A 19,076-nucleotide genomic window follows, 5' to 3' on the forward strand; every position below is an offset into this window, starting at 1 on the left:
TCTACTCGCCTCCTTTTTTAGACTTTCCAATGCAATAGATTACATCATCGTACTGCTCGCTCATTTGATCCACATCGCCAACTCCAGAGAGATCTTGCAGGACAACAGAAATCCCTTCTTCACGTTTCCCACGGGCTAACTCTGTTGCTTCAGTGCGGCGCTCCTTGCTGAAAATCACACATACATTCTCATTACCAGGCGCTGTCTTGCCGATCGCTTCCGTTAATAAGTCTAAACGCACGCCAAACCCTGTCGCAGGTGCTGGACGGTTAAACTTTTCAAGCAGCTGGTCATAACGGCCGCCGCTGCTTAATGGCACACCAAGGTCACCGCCGTAGCCTTCAAATACAACCCCTGTATAATAGCTCAGGTGCAATACAAGATTTAGGTCAAGCTTCACATACGAATCAATACCGTAACTCTCAAGCACATCCCATAACTGTGTTAATTCATTGAGAGCGCGCTCTCCTTGTTCTGTTTGAATCAATTCACGTGCTTGATCAAGTGCTTCTTTCCCGCCGCGCAGCTTAAGCAGCTTTAAGAGTCGGTCCTTATCTATTGATGAAAGGCTGAGCTCTTTTACATGCTCTTTGAAGCCGACGTAATTCTTCTCATATAAATAACGGCGAAGAACAAGCGCTCGTTCCTCATTTCCGACGACATCTAAGAGCAAGGCATCGACATAGCCGACATGCCCAATCGCTACTTTAAAGTTATCAAGACCGGCACGCTTTAAGCTTGCGATCATTAAAGCAATCACTTCACCATCAGCACTTACTGTCCCATCTCCAATCAGCTCGACACCAACTTGTTCAAATTCAGCCGGCTTGCCGCCTTCATGCTGCTGGGCACGGTATACATTTGACTGATAGTTAAGACGCACTGGGAATGTTGCTTCCTTTAAGCTTGATGCAACAAGTCTTGCAATCGGTGCAGTCATATCTGGACGAAGCACAAGGGTATGTCCTTTTGAATCCAGTAATTTAAAGAGCTGCTGATCTAAAATCGCAGACGCATCTCCAACCGTATCGTAAAATTCAAGTGTTGGGGTATCAATTGTTTGATAGCCCCATAATGACATTTCTGTCGTCAGCTGATCGCGAATCAACTTTTTCGTTCGATAAAGAGCAGGTAAGGTATCTCTCATTCCAATCGGCTTTTCAAACATAAATGGCTTCGACATCACGTTCCACTCCTTGTTATCTCTATTTATAAGGTGAGTCAGCTTAAGCGGCTTCCTCATACTAGTTCGTTTCGTTTTGCTTTAGTTCGCTAATATACTACCGAAATAAAGAATTTATATGTAGTCTACACGAGGTTACCCATACCGTCAACTGAAAAGACTGATTTTTTTGAGATTATAGAGTAATAGAAGATGGGGCTTCAGCGGGACAGTGAGGCCGATTGACGCAATTATAGCTCGAACGAATACTATAACGTCTGAGACCAACGCAATAACGTCTGAGACCAACGCAATAACCCATCCAACCCGCGTAATTACATCCAATCGGCGCAATAAGGCCTTGAAGCGGCGCAATTACTTGAGCAAGCGACACTATTACCATTTGAACAGACGCGATTACGTCTCCAACCGACGCAATCCCCTTGCTCCGCACAAACCAATAACCTTCCCATTCTACTTAGTATTCGACTTTTTCTCCTATAAATCCTCCAGCACAGAAAAACCGCTCCAGCACATTATTTGTGCTGAAGCGGTTCTAGACTCGTTCTTTTATTATTTGCATCGGGTTGCCGCCGACAAATGCGCCGGCTGGTACATCACGGTGGACAAGTGTTCCAGCTGAGATGACAGCCCCGTCACCAATCGTTACACCTGGAAGAATTGTCGTATTCGCACCGATCATCACTTCATCGCCGATCACGACATCTCCAAGCCGGTACTCTTTAATCAAATATTCATGGGCAAGGATCGTCGTATTATAGCCGATAATCGTATTGCGCCCAATCGAGATACGTTCTGGGAACATAACATCCATCATCACCATCAAGGCGACCGCCGTCTCAGGTCCGACTTTCATTCTGAGAAACATGCGGTACAGCCAATTTTTCACCTTTAGAAAAGGAGTGTAGCGGGCAATTTGGATTACAATAAAATTTTTAACAACTTTAAAAAACGGAACTGTGCGGTAAATATGCCATAAGGAATTTGCGGTTTTCACCGGATAGCTCTCAGTTTTTCGACTCACTATCTCGCCTCCACGATATCTAGCAGATCACTCATTTCTGCTAAAATGAAGTCCGGATCTAAGGCGCGCATCGCTTCTTCCCCTTTGATTGACCAGCTGACCGCAGCTGTTGGGATCCCCATATTTTTGCCGGCATGAATGTCATGAGGACTATCGCCAATCATCATCGCGCCTTCTTTTGTGACACCAAGGGCATTCAATGCTTTTTCAAGCGGCTCTGTGTGCGGTTTCGCATTTTCAACATCATCAAGACCAATGACAACATCGAAAAATTGATCGAGCTTCATCAGCTTCAGCCCCATCAAGGCCGTTTTGCGGATTTTTGTTGTCACGATCGCTAGGTTATAGCCTTTTTCGTGAAGTTCCTTAATGGTCTCATAAACACCTTCGTATTCTTTGACTAGCTCATCGTGGAAGGAATGGTTATGCGTACGATACACGTCAATCATTTCCTCATAACGCTCAGGGTCCACTTTTCTGAAGCTGTCAATTAACGGCGGGCCGATAAAATTGATTACCTGTTCACGGGTGTACTCTCCAGGCTTAAATTGCTCAAGAGTGTGCAGAAATGAAGCAATAATTAAATCATTGGTATTAATTAATGTTCCATCCAGATCAAATAATAGTGTTTTGATACCTGTTTCAGTGTTCGTATTAATGTTCATAGGTCGTCGCTTCCTTTCGATTTACCTGTTGATCTTTTTCAAGCCGGTTCCAGATGAAGGCCACCGCCATCGTGAGAACAATTGCCGTAACAAGACGGATAATTAACAGCGGCCAAATAGGGATGCCAAGAGGAATAAAGATCAATGTGTCTTCAACTACCGCATGACAAGCCACGAGAAAAATAAAAACTAAGTACAAATCTTTCTTCGAGACATTGTCTTCTTTCACCGCTTGAATCATCACCCCGGCCCCGTAGGCCAAGCCGAATGCTAAACCCGAAGCGAGTGTAGTGGATGTATTTTCACGAATGCCAAGCAGCCGCGTAAAAGGCGCCATCCAGCGTGACATCACTTGCAGCCAATTCATTTCTTTTGCAATTTGCACAAAAATCATTAACGGAATGACGATCATAGCAAGCTGCAGGATACCAAGTGTCGCACTTTCCACACCTGACCAAGCAATTCCTAGCCATGTCGTCGGGTCAGCACTTGGAGTTGTGGAGACAAACCCATACTGTGCCTGCTCGCCTCCTCCGCTCCAAAAAAGATTGATCATAAAAGCGGAAAATAACGCAAGCCCGACGCGGACTGCTAAGACGACGCTCATTCTGATGCCGACTTTGGTCGCAACTGCCGACTCTACAAAAAGATTGTGAGAGAAAGAGAGCATAACAGCGAGGATAAACACTTCTTTCACTGTAAAATCAAGCGTCAAAATGGCTCCAATCCCTGCGTACAGATTTAACACATTTCCAAGAACGAGCGGAATCGCTGCTTCCCCAGGAAGTCCAATAAATCTCATTAACGGTGCAAGCCAATCAGCCATCCATCCCAGCAGCGGTGTATAGCCTAGGATCGTCACAATTAACGTGATCGGAAAAATGATTTTCCCAAGTGTCCACGTCGTTTTGAGACCGACTAAGAAACCTCTTTTCAGCATGTGCTCTCTCCCCCTCTAACTCCTTATTTACTTCTTCTTTTTCTTTGTCTTTTTAGAAGAAGCTTTTGCTTTAGTTACTGGCAGTGCAGGATCTAAATATCTTTTCGTATCAGGCTGTTTTCTGCGGTACACCCATAGAATAACGGCACCAATTACTAATACGATTGAAATGACCTGCGCTGTTTTAAGCACGCCGAAAATGAGTAAATAATCTAAGCGAATGATCTCGATAAAGAAACGTCCTACTGAATACCAGATCACATACGTAAAGAAAATTTCCCCTTGTTTCAAGTTCACTCTACGTAAGTACAGCAACAAGGCTACCCCGAGCAGATTCCAGATCGATTCGTAAAGAAAGGTCGGGTGATAGTAGGTGCCGTTAATATACATTTGATTAATAATGAATTCAGGCAGCATAAGCCCTTCAAGAAACTCACGCGTCACAGGTCCGCCGTATACTTCTTGGTTCATAAAATTACCCCAGCGGCCAATCGCCTGTCCTAATAAAATACTTGGTGCGGCTACGTCAACGAGCTGCCAAAAGGAAAGATTATGTCTTTTTGTGAACACATAGGCCGTTAAGACCCCTCCAATAAGAGCTCCGTGAATCGCAATTCCACCTTCCCATATGTAGAAAACACGAATTGGATCGTCAGCAAACTGTTCCCACCTAAAGGTCACATAGTATATACGAGCTGAAATTATTGAAATTGGAATCGCAAACAGCAAGAGGTCAGCGAAAGTTTCCTTCGGCATTCCTAAGCGAACGGATTCTCTTGAAGCTAAGATGTAGCCAAGAAATACCCCAAGCCCAATAATGACGCCATACCAATAAATCGTAAATGGACCTATATCTAAAAAGATCCGACTAAGCGGTTCAATCGATTCTTCCATTTAAATCATCCTCTCTATCTCTTGTTTTAGTCATTTAGTTGAATTCGTCACGGTCTCCTTCTTCTATTACATCCGTTAAACGCTCAGAAAATTCTTCCGCTGCGTTAAAGCCAAGGCGTTTTAAACGGAAGTTCATCGCTGCAACTTCAATAATAACAGCAAGGTTACGACCTGGACGTACAGGCACGGTCAACTTTTGAATTTCTGAGTCCATGATTTTCATCGTCTCTTCTTCAAGCCCTAAGCGATCATAGGCTTTCTTTTGATCCCAGAGCTCAAGATGAATACATAACACAATTCGTTTATACGGACGAACCGCCCCGGCACCGAATAACGTCATTACGTTAATAATGCCTAGTCCGCGAATTTCTAATAAGTGCTGAATCAATTCAGGAGAACGGCCGACGAGCGTATCTTCATTTTCCTGGCGAATTTCTACTGAATCATCCGCTACTAATCTGTGTCCACGGCGAACTAAGTCTAGAGCGGTTTCACTTTTACCCACACCGCTGTTTCCTGTAATCAGCACACCAATGCCATAAATGTCCACCAACACACCGTGTACAGCTGTCATTGGTGAGAGCTTACTTTCAAGATAGTTTGTCAATTTACTGCTCAAACGTGTTGTTGTCTGCTTCGAGCGCATAACAGGAACGCCGTTTTGCTCAGCCGCTTCGAGTAGCGCACGAGGAGCCTCGTTCCCACGTGAAATAATAATTCCCGGTGTATCATATGTACATAATTTAAGCATCCGCTCTTGTTGAACTTCTTTTGTCAGCTGCTCAAAGAACGTGAGCTCCGTTCTACCTAACAGCTGCAGACGTTTTGCCGGGTAATACGTGAAAAAGCCTGCCATTTCCATACCAGGACGCGATATATCACTCGTTGTAATCGGACGGTAGATTCCTTCCTCACCCGCTAATAACTCTAATTGAAATTGTTCTAGTAAATCATTTGCTGTTACTTTAGCCATGCTATTCCCACCTCGTCACTTTCCCACATTTATGCCGATTTAAAATCTCTAATCCAGTTTTAAAACCTATTTTCCATTTTATCATGTTTTAAGGAGCAAGACGAACATGAGAAGCACTGCTCATTTCTTTCACTAGAAAAAGGCCGGACCTTTAGAGGCCAGACCTTTTTGTCAATTAATTACGGAGCGGCTTAACGACAAATGTTTGGATTAAAGCGATTAGAATAGAAGCAAGCAGCGCCATGCCAAATCCATTAATCACAAACGCATCACCCATAAGGGCCGCTGTCAGCATTAGTGTTAACGCACTAACCACAAACAAAAATAACCCTAATGTTAAAATCGTGATCGGCAGCGTTAATACGACCAAGATTGGTTTAACAATTGCGTTCACAATCGAAAGCAGCACACTGGCAACAATGGCAGCCAAAAAACCAGAAAGCTCAAAGCCGTCAAAGACATATGCAATGAGTAATAAAATGACAGCATTTATAACAAGACCTATGATCCATCTCATTGATTAACGCACATCCTCTTCATTAGGGATTAGGAAGATGGCGATAAAGTAAGCAAGGAGAAGCGGAAAACCGACTGACAAGAAGAAAAGTACGATAAAGATAATTCGTACAATCGTTGAATCAATGCCAAAGTATTTCGCAAGTCCTCCACATACACCAGCTAATTTGCGATCATATTGTGTTCTGACTAATTTTTTCATCTCATATCACCTCATTTTCTGGACGGCTTCACGTGTATTTAACTTAGCGGTCTTTTACCAAAATAGAGCCTGTATAGGTCACAGCATTCACCTTCACGCGTGGCGAGGACTGCTGGTTCCCTACAAAGCTTGTGCTTTTTTGGGCAAATTCTTTCTTCTCATCTAGAATTTCATGGTTGGCTAAGTCCACTGTAAAGCCGCCCACATTCGTTTTCAGCTTACCTTCGACGCGGATATCCTCCGGCACATATAAATGAATACTGCCGGTCGTCGCTTTAAGGTCCGCATATCCGGACTCATTCAAGGCATCTAGTTTGTATGTGATGCCACCGTTAACTGTCTCCGCATCCACATCCTGAGCTTTTCCAGATAACGTGATGCTTCCATTGACCGTTTTCACATCAACAAGATCAGACTCTTGATGCTCGAGTTCAATAGCACCATTTACTGTTTCTGCCATGATCTTTTTCGCTTTGATGGATTTAAAAGATATCGCTCCGTTTAACGTATTTACATCAAATGTATCGACATGAATCTGTTCCCCTTTTATTTGACCGTTAAACGTATAGAGCTTAAGGTGTTCAAATGTCGTTTTAGGAACATAAACAGTCGCTTGCACTTTTATTGATTTTACTTTGGTATGGAATAATACTTTTTGCTCGTTCACGCGGAAAGTCGCTTCCTGCAAGAACACACGGCGTGCCTCTTCTGAGTCTTTCACGCGATATACACGCGCCTGACATTCAATTCGAACATCCGGCTCTTCCCAAGGAACAAAGGTAATCGACCCGTTTTCAAGTGAAATATCCACATTAGCAGGAGCTAGGTCACGATGTTGGAAAATGTGGTCCACCACAACAGAAGAACCAAAGTTAAAGTCTAGATCAAAGTCTTTAATTTTCTGGAGTGCCGTGTCAATGAAGCTTGCAAATCGATTTTCAGCAGAAGTGGATTGACGGTTGCGTTTCTTATACTCTTCTCCCTCATCCCAATTCACATCTGTTGATAGAGAAGCTGGCTCAGCACGCCTTGGTTCAGGTTCCGCCTTCGTATCCATCGCTTCTAAAAGCTTAATGCCCTCTTCAGCTGTAATTTTACCATCCTCGATCATCTTCAAAATCATTTTCCGCTCTTCCATCGTTAAAGCCTCCTTAATTAATGTAGCTCATGTCAGATTTTCTATAATACTTAGTAGAAAAGGTACGCACTAAAAGCACGCACCTTTTCTGTTGTCATCTTCTATTGTATTACGGATGAACCTGCAATCATGTTTCAAATCTTTTAGCTTTTTTGTAACTCTTTTTCTTTCATTTGATCATTCATTTGATCTTCCATCCGTTTACGATCACGTTCAAGTATCGGTTTTAAATAGCGGCCGGTATAAGAAGCTTTTGTTTCAGCCACTTGCTCTGGTGTCCCTTCAGCGACAATCTGCCCGCCTTTGTCCCCGCCTTCAGGTCCAAGATCAATAATATGGTCCACCGTTTTGATCACATCTAAATTATGTTCAATAACAAGGACTGTATCCCCATTATCGACAAGTCGCTGCAACACTTTTAATAAACGGTCAATATCATCAACATGAAGACCAGTGGTTGGTTCATCTAAAATATATAACGTTCTGCCTGTCGCACGACGGTGAAGCTGAGAAGCAAGTTTCACACGCTGCGCTTCCCCCCCTGATAAAGTCGTTGCTGGCTGGCCAAGTTTAATGTAGCCGAGCCCAACATCGACCAAGGTCTGCACCTTGCGTTTAATTTTCGGGATGTTAGCGAAGAAGTCTACACTCTCTTCCACTGTCATTTCAAGCACATCAGAAATGGTCTTTCCTTTGTACTTAATTTCAAGTGTTTCACGGTTATAACGTTTCCCTTCGCACACTTCACAAGGCACATATACATCAGGCAGGAAATGCATCTCAATTTTAATAATCCCATCCCCGCGGCAAGCCTCACAGCGGCCGCCTTTTACATTAAAGCTGAAGCGGCCTTTCTTATATCCGCGCACTTTTGCCTCGTTTGTCATCGCAAACACATCGCGGATATCATCAAACACTCCCGTATACGTTGCAGGATTTGAACGAGGTGTACGGCCGATCGGCGACTGGTCAATATCAATAACCTTGTCGATCTCATCGATACCAGCAATTTCTTTATGTTTCCCTGGCTTGTCCTTCGCACGATGAAGCTTTTGAGCCAATGATTTATACACAATCTCGTTAATAAGGGTACTTTTTCCTGAGCCCGAAACGCCTGTTACGGCCATAAATAAACCAAGCGGGAACGTAACTGAAACGTTTTTCAAGTTATTTTCGCTTGCTTTTTTCACAGTAAATGAACGACCGTCTGAATTTCTGCGTTCTGTTGGCAGCGGAATAAACTTTTTGCCGGATAAATACTGGCCTGTAAGTGATTCTTTATCTTTCATAATCTCTTCTGGCGTCCCTTGTGCCGTAATCTGTCCACCGTGAACGCCCGCACCTGGACCAATATCAATAATATAGTCAGCTGCCATCATCGTATCCTCGTCATGTTCAACCACAATCAATGTGTTCCCAAGATTCCGCATATGTTCAAGCGTTTGAATTAAGCGGTCATTATCCCGTTGATGAAGGCCAATGGACGGTTCGTCAAGAATGTAGAGAACGCCCATTAACGAGGACCCAATTTGAGTCGCCAGGCGGATACGCTGCGCCTCACCGCCTGATAAGGTACCCGCTGCACGCGATAGAGATAAGTAGTCGAGCCCAACATTGATCAAAAAGCCGATACGGTCATTAATTTCTTTTAGAATAAGGCGAGCAATTGCATAATCCTTCTCACTCAGTTCTAGGTTTTCAAAAAACTCTTTTGCTTCTTTTACTGAAAGAGAGGAAACCTCACCAATATGTGTTCCATTAATCTTTACAGCTAGAGCTTCCTTCTTTAAACGGTAGCCCTTACAGCTAGGACAATGCTTATGCGTCATATACGTTTCCATTTGATCACGAATATAATCAGAGCTTGTCTCATGATAGCGGCGTGAAATATTGTTCGCTACCCCTTCAAAAACAATCTCATTTTCTCTCACTTGTCCGAATTCATTTTCATAACGGAAGAAGATCTTCTCTCGTCCGCTTCCATGGAGCACTTTATCAAATAAAGCTTCAGGTATCTGTTCCACCGGCTGATCAAGATCAATTCCGTAGTGATCTGCAGCTGCAGCTAGGAGCTGTGGATAATACTGTGAACTCGTCGGCTCCCACGCTGCGATTGCATGCTCACGAAGTGTTTTTGATTTGTCAGGGACCACAAGCTCTAAGTCCAATTCAAGCTTTGAACCAAGTCCATCACATGTTGGACACGCGCCGTATGGACTGTTAAACGAGAACATCCGCGGTTCAAGCTCTGAGATCGAAAAGCCGCACTCAGGGCATGCATGATGCTGGCTGAAGAGCAGCTCTTCTTCACCAATTACATCAACAAGGACACGTCCGTCTGCTAATTGCAGTGCAGTTTCAAGTGAGTCAGCTAAACGAGTATGAATGCCCTCTTTGATTACAATTCGGTCAATAACGACTTCAATGCTGTGCTTTTTATTCTTTTCCAGCTCAATTTCCTCTGCTGCTTCACGCATTTCGCCGTCCACACGCACACGGACAAAGCCTTGTTTCTTAATGTCTTCAAGCACCTTCACATGTGTTCCTTTCCGCCCTGAAACGAGCGGTGCTAAAATTTGCATTTTCGTCCGCTCAGGATATTCAATCAGGCGGTCCACCATTTGCTGAATCGTCTGCGAGGAGATTTCAATCCCATGCTTCGGACAAACTGGTTTTCCGATACGTGCATATAAAAGCCGCAGATAATCATGGATTTCTGTTACCGTACCGACAGTAGATCTTGGATTGCGGCTTGTTGTTTTCTGATCAATTGAGATAGCTGGTGAAAGGCCTTCAATTGCATCCACATCAGGCTTATCCATCTGTCCTAAAAATTGACGAGCATAGGCAGAAAGGGATTCAACATATCTTCTTTGCCCTTCTGCATAAATCGTATCAAAGGCAAGCGAAGATTTACCTGAGCCTGATAAGCCTGTTAATACGACAAGCTTGTCGCGAGGAATCGTCACATCAATATTTTTTAAGTTATGTGAGCGAGCTCCTTTTACGACGATTTCTTCTAATGCCATCCTGTTCACCCTTCCGCTTTTAGCTCTAATAATAAATCACGAAGCTCTGCCGCACGCTCGAAATTTAATTCGCGGGCAGCATCCTTCATTTCTTTTTCCATTCGTTCGATCATTGCTTCTTTGTCTTTCTTGCTTAACTTCGTCTTCGGTGCGGCTGTTGCCTCGCCGTCTTCATCCGATACAATCGTTGCCTGGATCACCTCTGGAATTTTCTTTTGAATCGTCTTAGGGGTGATGCCATGTTTTTCGTTATATTCTTCTTGAATGCTGCGGCGTCTTGCCGTTTCATCAATGGCGATCTGCATCGATTTCGTCATCTTATCTGCATACATAATGACATGACCATTAGAGTTACGAGCAGCACGTCCTATCGTTTGAATTAACGAACGTTCTGCACGCAAGAACCCTTCCTTATCAGCATCGAGTATCGCAACAAGAGACACCTCAGGAATATCAAGCCCTTCACGCAGCAAGTTAATGCCGACTAACACATCAAACGTTCCCATCCGCAGCTGACGAATAATTTCGATTCGTTCAAGCGTCTTTATCTCTGAGTGGAGATAACGTACTTTAATGCCGATCTCTTTTAAGTAATCCGTTAAATCCTCAGACATTTTCTTCGTCAGTGTCGTGACAAGCACTCGTTCATTTTTCTCGACTCTTGCATTAATTTCGCCGATCATATCGTCAATCTGGCCTTCGATCGGGCGCACGTCAATGGTTGGGTCGAGTAACCCTGTTGGACGGATAATCTGCTCGACCATTTTCGGCGTGTGTTCAAGCTCATACGGCCCTGGTGTCGCTGAAACGTATACGCTTTGTGAAATCTTCTTTTCAAACTCATCGAATTTTAAAGGCCGGTTATCCAGCGCTGAAGGCAGACGGAATCCGTGATTCACGAGCACTTCTTTTCTAGCTCTGTCTCCGTTATACATTCCCCGAACTTGCGGAAGTGTAACATGTGACTCATCGACAATCAGTAAAAAGTCTTCAGGGAAGAAGTCAAGCAGTGTATAAGGGGTAGCTCCCGCTTCGCGCAACGTTAAGTGTCGTGAATAGTTCTCGATGCCTGAACAAAAGCCCATTTCAGCCATCATCTCTAAATCATAGCGCGTTCTCTGTTCAAGACGCTGCGCTTCTAGAAGCTTCCCTTCCTCATGCATTTTCTTCAGCTGTTCTTCAAGTTCTACTTCGATATTAGCAATCGCTTTTTTAAGCTTTGCTTCACGGGTAACGAAGTGGGATGCTGGGAAAATGGCTACATGATTTCGCTCGCCTTTAATTTCACCTGTCAGCGCATCTACTTCTGTCATCCGGTCAATTTCATCACCAAAAAACTCCACACGAATACATTGTTCATCACGAGATGCCGGGAAAATTTCTACGACATCGCCGCGAACTCGGAACGTACCACGCGTGAAATTGACATCATTTCGGTCATATTGAATGTCTACTAAATTACGCAATAAAGCATTACGGTCCATTTCCATTCCAGTTCTAAGAGACACGACTAAGTCGCGGTACTCCTCAGGCGAACCTAAGCCGTAAATACAAGAGACACTGGCAATAATGATGACATCTTTCCTTTCAAAAAGCGCACTTGTAGCCGAGTGTCTAAGTTTATCTATTTCTTCATTTATACTTGCATCTTTTTCAATATACGTATCAGAACTAGGGACGTAAGCTTCTGGCTGGTAATAATCATAGTAGCTGACAAAATACTCTACAGCATTGTTTGGGAAGAACTCTTTAAACTCACTATAAAGCTGGCCTGCAAGAGTTTTATTATGGGCGATAATTAATGTGGGCTTGTTTACTTCTTGTATAACATTAGATATCGTAAATGTCTTACCTGTACCTGTTGCACCAAGCAAAGTCTGATGCTTTTTTCCTTCTTTTATCCCTGCTACAATCTCTTTAATCGCAGCAGGCTGATCGCCATCTGGTTGATAAGGCGAGTTAAGTTCAAATGTCTGATCCACCAAAAAACCTCCTCACGAACCTATGATCTCTTAGCAATAGTATATCACAACCAGCTAGGTTAAAAGCAAATAATAAGAACGTACGTCCCCATGTTTTTTCCTTAAATTTGAAACTACTTCGTATTAACATAAAGAAAGAGAGCCGATTTCTCGACTCTCCGCTACATACCTGGACGTTTGGTTAATACTTTTTTAGCGATAAGGACGCCTGCTGCAAATGATGGGATGGCAAGCAGCAAAAGCCACCAAGGTTTATCATACACACTGATGACAGACAGAATGACCATCCATGTGACAATACTTGCTCCGACCAAACTAAAGGTTACTCTTGTGGTGATGACCATTAGCAAGAACGGGGCGAACAGTGCTAATAATATTTCTGACATGCTCTATACGATTTCTCCTTTACTTTATCTCAAGCTTAAACCACCGAATCTTGCAATTGATAGTCTTGCTTTACTAATAATACACCTAGCTGATGATGTTCTCCGTCATAAAGGGCCCCTTGGGTAAATCGAACTTCCCCGGAATGGTCAAGCACATCTAATTTACAGAAGGCAGCAGCATTAAGCTGGAGCGCCTCATAGAAACTGTTCTCATCATGGACGGTTTGACCATTCACTTTAACTATTGTCTCTCCTACTTGCAGTTTCATTTTCGTAGCTGGACTATTCGGAATCACGCCTAAAATCACACAGCCCTTATCCCTTGATCCGTAAAATGCAGGGCCTGCCTCATCACGAGCCTTGGCAAGCATCCATAACACTTCTCGTAAAATGATTGCTAGTGAAGCTGCGAGCACCGCGACAAATGGATACCAATAGCTTACTGCAGCAAGAATACCTAGAAACACCCCAAGCCCGGCTACTCGCATACCCATCATCTTTATAGGCTCTTTTGGCAAGCTTGAACGAACACGCTGTCCAAACCCTACTAGTACAGGAAACAGGATCGGCTGAAAGCTTGTCTCACCTAAAGAGAATACCGGCCAATACTCAAAGCCAGGTATGATTCCTGTGGGTACGAAGAAGAAGACAGGAACAATCCATAATCTCTTAGCCTCTTGAAATCCTACCCATTTACCACGCTTACTTCGTTCAACACCTGGTGATGTATACACATCTCCATTGCGATAAATAAGGATCCCTTCACCCATCACTAATAAAGCAAGAATAACGGCTATATAATGCAGCGGGAAGCCGCTCAGAAAAGCAGCGATATTTTGCAGCATACTAACCTTAGTAAATACAGGTGCAAACGCCACAGCTAAAAGGGACAGACCCATAATATAAGAAGGTGACATCCATCTGACAGAGGTAGTTAACACCATCACAATCGAAGCCGCGATCATGACAAAAACCACTTCCATCGTGATCACAATTCCAATTCCAAGCGTTGCGGCTGAAATAATGAGCCCAATCAATAACGCAGGCAAGAATGGAATGACAAAATCAGCAATCTTATCTGTCACACGCGTATGAAACGCTACCCGTTCTCTTTGAACGCGGCGATGCGCAATTAAAAAAATCACAAATAATCCTATGTACAAGATGGGGTTGGCGAAAAATGAGCCAATCGTAAGTCCCAAGCTTTTCAGAATGTCGATCATCATACATCTAACGCCTCCAGAACTCTTTCTCTCTATTCTACATTATATAAGGGGAAAAGAGATAAAGGATCTATGAGAAATTGTGATTTTTGATAATTTCCTACAAAGGAGAGGGTGGTTAAGAAAAATTAACTAAAAATAACATGCACTAACTTAGTATCCTACTTACAATAGTTGTTGATTACCGCTGCAGGCACACGCTTTCCACGGGCTGACCGGGAGCATAGCCATAGCTTCACTCATACGGGATCACCATGGCCACGCATCTCAGGCTACTAAAGAGTTCTCCCTGCAATAATTGTTGATCTCCGCTGCAGGCACACGCTTTCCGCGGGCGGCCCGGGAGCATAGCCATAGCTTCACTCATACGGGATCACCATGGCCACGCATCTCAGGCTACTAAAGAGTTCTCCCTGCAATAATTGTTGATCTCCGCTGCAGGCACACGCTTTCCGCGGGCGGCCCGGGAGCATAGCCATAGCTTCACTCATACGGGATCACCACGGCCACGCATCTCAGGCTACTAAAGAGTTCTCCCTGCAATAATTGTTGATCTCCGCTGCAGGCACACGCTTTCCGCGGGCGGCCCGGGAGCTTCCTCGTCGCTTTAGCTCCTGTGGGATCTCCCTGGTCACGCGCATCCCGCTGGAGTCGGTGCCTTCCGCTCCAATCAACGAAGCGAGAAGGTTGTATAGTGCTCCCTCATCGAACTTGTTCGTTGCTCAGTGATTTAGTAAACGAAGGGCGGTTTATAATGTGAACTGAGCTTAACAAAATCGCTCTACATCCTAATTACTAAAAGCAATAACCAGCGGATGAAATATGCGAAGACTTCTGCGGTGCCTAGAGCAGGGCTGAGATCCCACAGGGCATAAGCCCGAGGAAGCTCAGCAGCTCACCGCGAAAAGCGAAGCATATTTCAGGAGCGACAACTATTCTATAACCCTTGTTTGAGGCATCTTATTTAAGGTATTTTTTTAAAGATAACTAAATCACTCCACATAATAATTACATTAAGCATTAACCCAGCGGATGAAATATGCGTAGACTTCTGCGGTGCCTAGAGCAGGGCTGAGATCCCACAGGGCATAAGCCTGAGGAAGCTCAGCAGCTCACCGCGAAAAGCGAAGCATATTTCAGGAGCGACAACTATTCTATAACCCTTGTTTGAGGCATCTTATTTAAGGTATTTTTTTTAAGATAACTAAATCACTCCACATAATAATTACATTAAGCATTAACCCAGCGGATGAAATATGCGAAGACTCCTGCGGTGCCTAGAGCAGGGCTGAGATCCCACAGGGCTAAAGCCCGAGGAAGCTCACTAGCTCCCCACGGAAAGCGAAGCATATTTCAGGAGCGGCGAGTCCGCTATTACCCATGTTTATTACATACAAAAGGCCCTTATCCAAACTTTTCAATAAGAAAAGCTCGCGATAAGGGCCCGGTTAGAGACTTCGTTTCATCCCCGTCTCTTCGTCATTAATTCACTTGTTTCATAATTAACTCAATCGCTGTTTGCAGCTGCTTGTCATTAGACTCATCGCGGACTTCATCAACGATTATCTGCTGCAATGCGCCAGCTGTTTCTTCGTCAATATCGCCTGTCTCACTCAATCCTTGGGCTTTTTGAAACGCACGAACCGCTTGCTCCGTTTGTTCATCATAATACCCATCTGTGCGGCCAGGCTCATGACCAAGTCCTTTAAGCATCGTCTGCGCACTACGGATCTGCTCATTCATCATATCGAGCGTTAACGTCTCATCACCTGTGAGCGGTGCAGAATAGAAGTAATCTGGCTGCTTCACTTCCACAGTAGGGTCGACCCCTTTGCCATTAATATCATTCCCAGCTGATGTCAACCATTTGAATAAGGAAAGCTTTAATTCACTTCCATCACCGAGCTGAATCGTTTGCTGTACCGTTCCTTTTCCAAATGTTGTCTCACCGACCACATCATAATCACCTGCTTCAATTAAAGCAGCCGATAAAATCTCAGACGCAGAAGCGCTTGAACGGTCTGTTAAGCCAACAATCGGATAAGGCTTTCTCTCATCTAATGAAGATACGTAACGAACACGCTCTCCGGCACGATCTTGGATTTGTACAATTGGTTCGCCGCCAGGAATAATCAGCTTACCGATTTTTTCCACGCTATCTAAGTAGCCGCCCGGATTTCCGCGAACATCAATTAATAGTCCATCAATACCTTGTGCTTCTAGTTCCGCCAAGCCTTCTTCAAAACGTTCAGCTGTATCAACAGAGAACGAAGTAATGTCGAGCATTCCGATCGTTTTTCCGTCACGCTCAATCGTGCTGACTCTTACCGTTTCAATTGGAATGTCATCTCGTACTACTGGAATCGTTAGTAATTCGTTTGCTCCAGCACGTTCAACGGTAAGTGTTACGGTCGTTCCCTTTTCCCCGCGGATCTTTAACACTGCTTCATAAAGGGATAAACCGTCTGTTGACTCGCCGTCAATTTCAATAATCTTATCGTTCGGCTGAAGACCTGCTTGTTCTGCAGGGGACTCACGGAACGGTGCCACAATCGTGACCGTGCCATCTGTCATGCTTACTTCAGCTCCGATTCCTTCAAAGCTTGAGCCAAGCGACTCCACAAATTGATTAGCCGTTTCTTGATCCATATACACGGAATAAGGATCATCTAACGTATCAAGCATTCCTTCAATGGCCCCTTGAATTAACTCTTCTTCACTCACATCTTCTACATATTGCTCTTGAATAATTGCGAGTGTCTTCGCAATCTTCTCAAGTGACTCAATATCCTCTAGCTGAACCTCTTCTGCAGGCTGGTTATCTGAATCAGTTGTTGACGCCCTCTCATTTCCTTCTAATGCAAATGAGCCTGTAAATAAAAAGATACTTCCTAAGCCGATCGCCACTACAGCGACTAGTATGAGAAGCAATTTCTTGCTATTCATCCTCACCACTCCCACTTGATCTCAAACCACAAGGGCCGATTGATTATCTTGTTTGTTACGATCTTGCAAAAACATTTCAAGAAAAAACACATATGTTGAGCGGTATGCGTGTATTAATTTCCCCGAACACTCTTTCATGTGCAATAAAAGGCATTACACGCGCATGTGCAATGCCCTATCTTACCTTCATCTTATGTGTAGCTTGTACGGTTTATGTCGCATCTATCTAATACTTCCATTTTAAACAAGGACCTTTCGCAAGTCAAAAGAGGATAAGTGTTTATAGTATGAAAGATTGTCAAAGAGAAGGATTGTGAATCTCTTTGCAGATAAAAAGAATGTGACATTTCCTGCCGAATATTCTGACAATTACTCCTAATTCCTGTATAAAAATACTTAGCGACATACCTACTATTAGGAGGACTAGTTAAATGACTGTAACTGAGCTTTTCAAATTCAAAAATGAAAGAATCAAGGTATTGCATTTTACATGGTTCGCTTTCTTTATTTCCTTTTTCACTTGGTATAATATGGCGCCTCTTGCAACAACAATGCTTGAAACTATGGACTGGTTAACCCCTCAGCATATTGCAGCTCTAGGTATTTGTAATGTTGCCCTAACCATACCAGCCCGTGTAATTATTGGTACGTTGTTAGATAAATACGGTCCTAGAAAGGTCTATTCAGCATTACTGATTATCATGTCCTTCCCCGCTATCGTATTTGCTTTTGGAGATAGTTGGGCACAATTAATGATTGCCCGTTTAGTACTTGGAAGTATTGGCGCTAGTTTTGTAATCGGGATTAGAATGGTTGCTGAATGGTTCCCTCCAAAAAGCATTGGTTTTGCAGAAGGAATTTATGGCGGTTGGGGAAATTTCGGGTCCGCAGTAGCTGCTATGCTTCTTCCTTGGTTCGCTCTTACTCTATTAGGTGGAGATGAGGGATGGAGATATGCACTAGCTTTCACTGGAGTAGTATGTTTTGTTTATGGGTTCATCTATTATTTTAATGTTAAAGATACTCCAGATGGAAAAGAGTTTATTAGACCCAAGAGAAGCGGGGCACTAGAAGTGAGCAGCTGGGGAGATCTAGCACAATTAATCTTCTGGACGTTACCACTCGGGGGAGCACTAGCCCTTAGTGCATGGAGACTTGCAAACCTCGGTTTCATCTCAAATACGGCTCTCTATCTTGTATATGCAGTCATTGGTATCACCCTTATCTATCAAATTTTCATGATTTTAAAAGTGAACATACCTATCCTAAAAAAAGGAGTACCTGAGGATGATCGCTATAAATTCAAAAATGTCGGTGCTCTAAACAGTACTTACTTTGCTAATTTTGGAGCTGAATTAGCCATTGTTTCCATGCTTCCAATGTTTTTTCAATTAACATTCTCTCTCTCTGCCTCTCAAGCTGGTCTTATTGCCGCCTCATTCGCCTTTGTGAACTTGTTAGCCAGACCTCTAGGCGGAATACTATCTGATCGGATGGGCAGCAGAAGAAAAGTGATGCTTATCTACATGTTCGGAATTACCCTCGGTCTTTTCGGAATGGGATTTATGGATTCTAGCTGGCCGCTTATATTTGCTGTCGCCATTACCGTCTTAACGTCCATGTTTATCCAAGGTGCCGAAGGGGCTACTTTTGCCGTGATTCCTATGATTAAAAAGAGAGTAACAGGTCAAATTGCAGGAATGGCTGGAGCTTACGGGAATGTTGGAGCGACTATTTATTTAACTCTTTACACTTTTGTAACGCCTCAACAGTTCTTTTTTATCCTTGCCACAGGGGCATTAGGCAGCTTTATTATTTGCTTCTTTACACTGGAAGAGCCTAAAAATTCATTTAGCGAGGAATATTATCTTTCCTCAGATGAATTAAAATCAGAGGAAGAGGAAGTTTCTCAAACCATCAATGAAGAAGGACTTAAAAGAAAAGCCTTATAGTCATTAAAAACCGCTCTCAAAGC

15 protein-coding genes are annotated in these 19,076 nt (G+C 43.6%); 1 reads left to right on the plus strand and 14 read right to left on the minus strand.

Annotated elements, in window-relative coordinates; all coding sequences use genetic code 11:
• Position 1 precedes the first annotated feature (1 nt).
• From BPOF4_RS16775 to BPOF4_RS16840, 14 genes are all read right to left on the minus strand, one after another.
• On the minus strand, positions 2-1,183 hold the full coding sequence (locus BPOF4_RS16775) for an ATP phosphoribosyltransferase regulatory subunit (protein ID WP_012960413.1): 1,182 nt from the start codon (positions 1,181-1,183) through the stop codon (positions 2-4).
• Positions 1,184-1,718: 535 nt separating this feature from the next.
• Complete coding sequence (locus BPOF4_RS16780; protein WP_012960414.1) at positions 1,719-2,207, minus strand: acyltransferase; 489 nt, start codon at positions 2,205-2,207, stop codon at positions 1,719-1,721.
• Entirely contained in the window at positions 2,207-2,872 is a 666-nt protein-coding gene (gene ppaX, locus BPOF4_RS16785; RefSeq protein WP_012960415.1) for a pyrophosphatase PpaX, read from the minus strand. Before ppaX ends, BPOF4_RS16780 begins: the two co-directional genes overlap by 1 nt.
• On the minus strand, positions 2,862-3,812 hold the full coding sequence (locus BPOF4_RS16790; protein WP_012960416.1) for a nucleoside recognition domain-containing protein: 951 nt from the start codon (positions 3,810-3,812) through the stop codon (positions 2,862-2,864). Before BPOF4_RS16790 ends, ppaX begins: the two co-directional genes overlap by 11 nt.
• 27 nt (positions 3,813-3,839) lie before the next feature.
• On the minus strand, positions 3,840-4,706 hold the full coding sequence (gene lgt, locus BPOF4_RS16795) for a prolipoprotein diacylglyceryl transferase (protein WP_012960417.1): 867 nt from the start codon (positions 4,704-4,706) through the stop codon (positions 3,840-3,842).
• Positions 4,707-4,740: 34 nt separating this feature from the next.
• Positions 4,741-5,679, minus strand: coding sequence for an HPr(Ser) kinase/phosphatase (gene hprK, locus BPOF4_RS16800; protein ID WP_012960418.1), 939 nt, complete (start codon positions 5,677-5,679; stop codon positions 4,741-4,743).
• Positions 5,680-5,854: 175 nt separating this feature from the next.
• On the minus strand, positions 5,855-6,196 hold the full coding sequence (locus BPOF4_RS16805) for a phage holin family protein (RefSeq protein ID WP_012960419.1): 342 nt from the start codon (positions 6,194-6,196) through the stop codon (positions 5,855-5,857).
• A 3-nt stretch (positions 6,197-6,199) separates the two neighbouring features.
• Positions 6,200-6,397 carry a PspC domain-containing protein gene (locus tag BPOF4_RS16810; RefSeq protein WP_012960420.1) on the minus strand — a complete coding sequence of 66 codons (198 nt, stop codon included), beginning with the start codon at positions 6,395-6,397 and terminating at the stop codon, positions 6,200-6,202.
• A 43-nt stretch (positions 6,398-6,440) separates the two neighbouring features.
• Positions 6,441-7,535 (minus strand): DUF4097 family beta strand repeat-containing protein, encoded by a 1,095-nt coding sequence (locus tag BPOF4_RS16815; protein ID WP_012960421.1) that lies wholly within the window; start codon positions 7,533-7,535, stop codon positions 6,441-6,443.
• Between the two features lie 143 nt (positions 7,536-7,678).
• Positions 7,679-10,564 (minus strand): excinuclease ABC subunit UvrA, encoded by a 2,886-nt coding sequence (uvrA, locus tag BPOF4_RS16820; protein WP_012960422.1) that lies wholly within the window; start codon positions 10,562-10,564, stop codon positions 7,679-7,681.
• 5 nt (positions 10,565-10,569) lie between these two features.
• Positions 10,570-12,546: an excinuclease ABC subunit UvrB gene (uvrB, locus tag BPOF4_RS16825; protein ID WP_012960423.1), complete on the minus strand. Its 1,977-nt coding sequence runs from the start codon at positions 12,544-12,546 to the stop codon at positions 10,570-10,572.
• Positions 12,547-12,707: 161 nt separating this feature from the next.
• On the minus strand, positions 12,708-12,932 hold the full coding sequence (locus tag BPOF4_RS16830; protein WP_012960424.1) for a DUF2198 family protein: 225 nt from the start codon (positions 12,930-12,932) through the stop codon (positions 12,708-12,710).
• Between the two features lie 35 nt (positions 12,933-12,967).
• Positions 12,968-14,158 (minus strand): PDZ domain-containing protein, encoded by a 1,191-nt coding sequence (locus tag BPOF4_RS16835; protein WP_012960426.1) that lies wholly within the window; start codon positions 14,156-14,158, stop codon positions 12,968-12,970.
• A gap of 1,479 nt (positions 14,159-15,637) precedes the next feature.
• Positions 15,638-17,101, minus strand: coding sequence for a S41 family peptidase (locus BPOF4_RS16840; protein ID WP_012960427.1), 1,464 nt, complete (start codon positions 17,099-17,101; stop codon positions 15,638-15,640).
• Positions 17,102-17,532: 431 nt separating this feature from the next.
• Here BPOF4_RS16840 and BPOF4_RS16845 point away from each other — a divergent pair, with 431 nt between their 5' ends.
• On the plus strand, positions 17,533-19,053 hold the full coding sequence (locus tag BPOF4_RS16845) for a NarK family nitrate/nitrite MFS transporter (protein ID WP_012960428.1): 1,521 nt from the start codon (positions 17,533-17,535) through the stop codon (positions 19,051-19,053).
• Positions 19,054-19,076: the final 23 nt, after the last annotated feature.

The sequence above is a fragment of the Alkalihalophilus pseudofirmus OF4 genome, from assembly GCF_000005825.2.
Taxonomy (GTDB): domain Bacteria; phylum Bacillota; class Bacilli; order Bacillales; family Bacillaceae_D; genus Alkalihalophilus; species Alkalihalophilus pseudofirmus.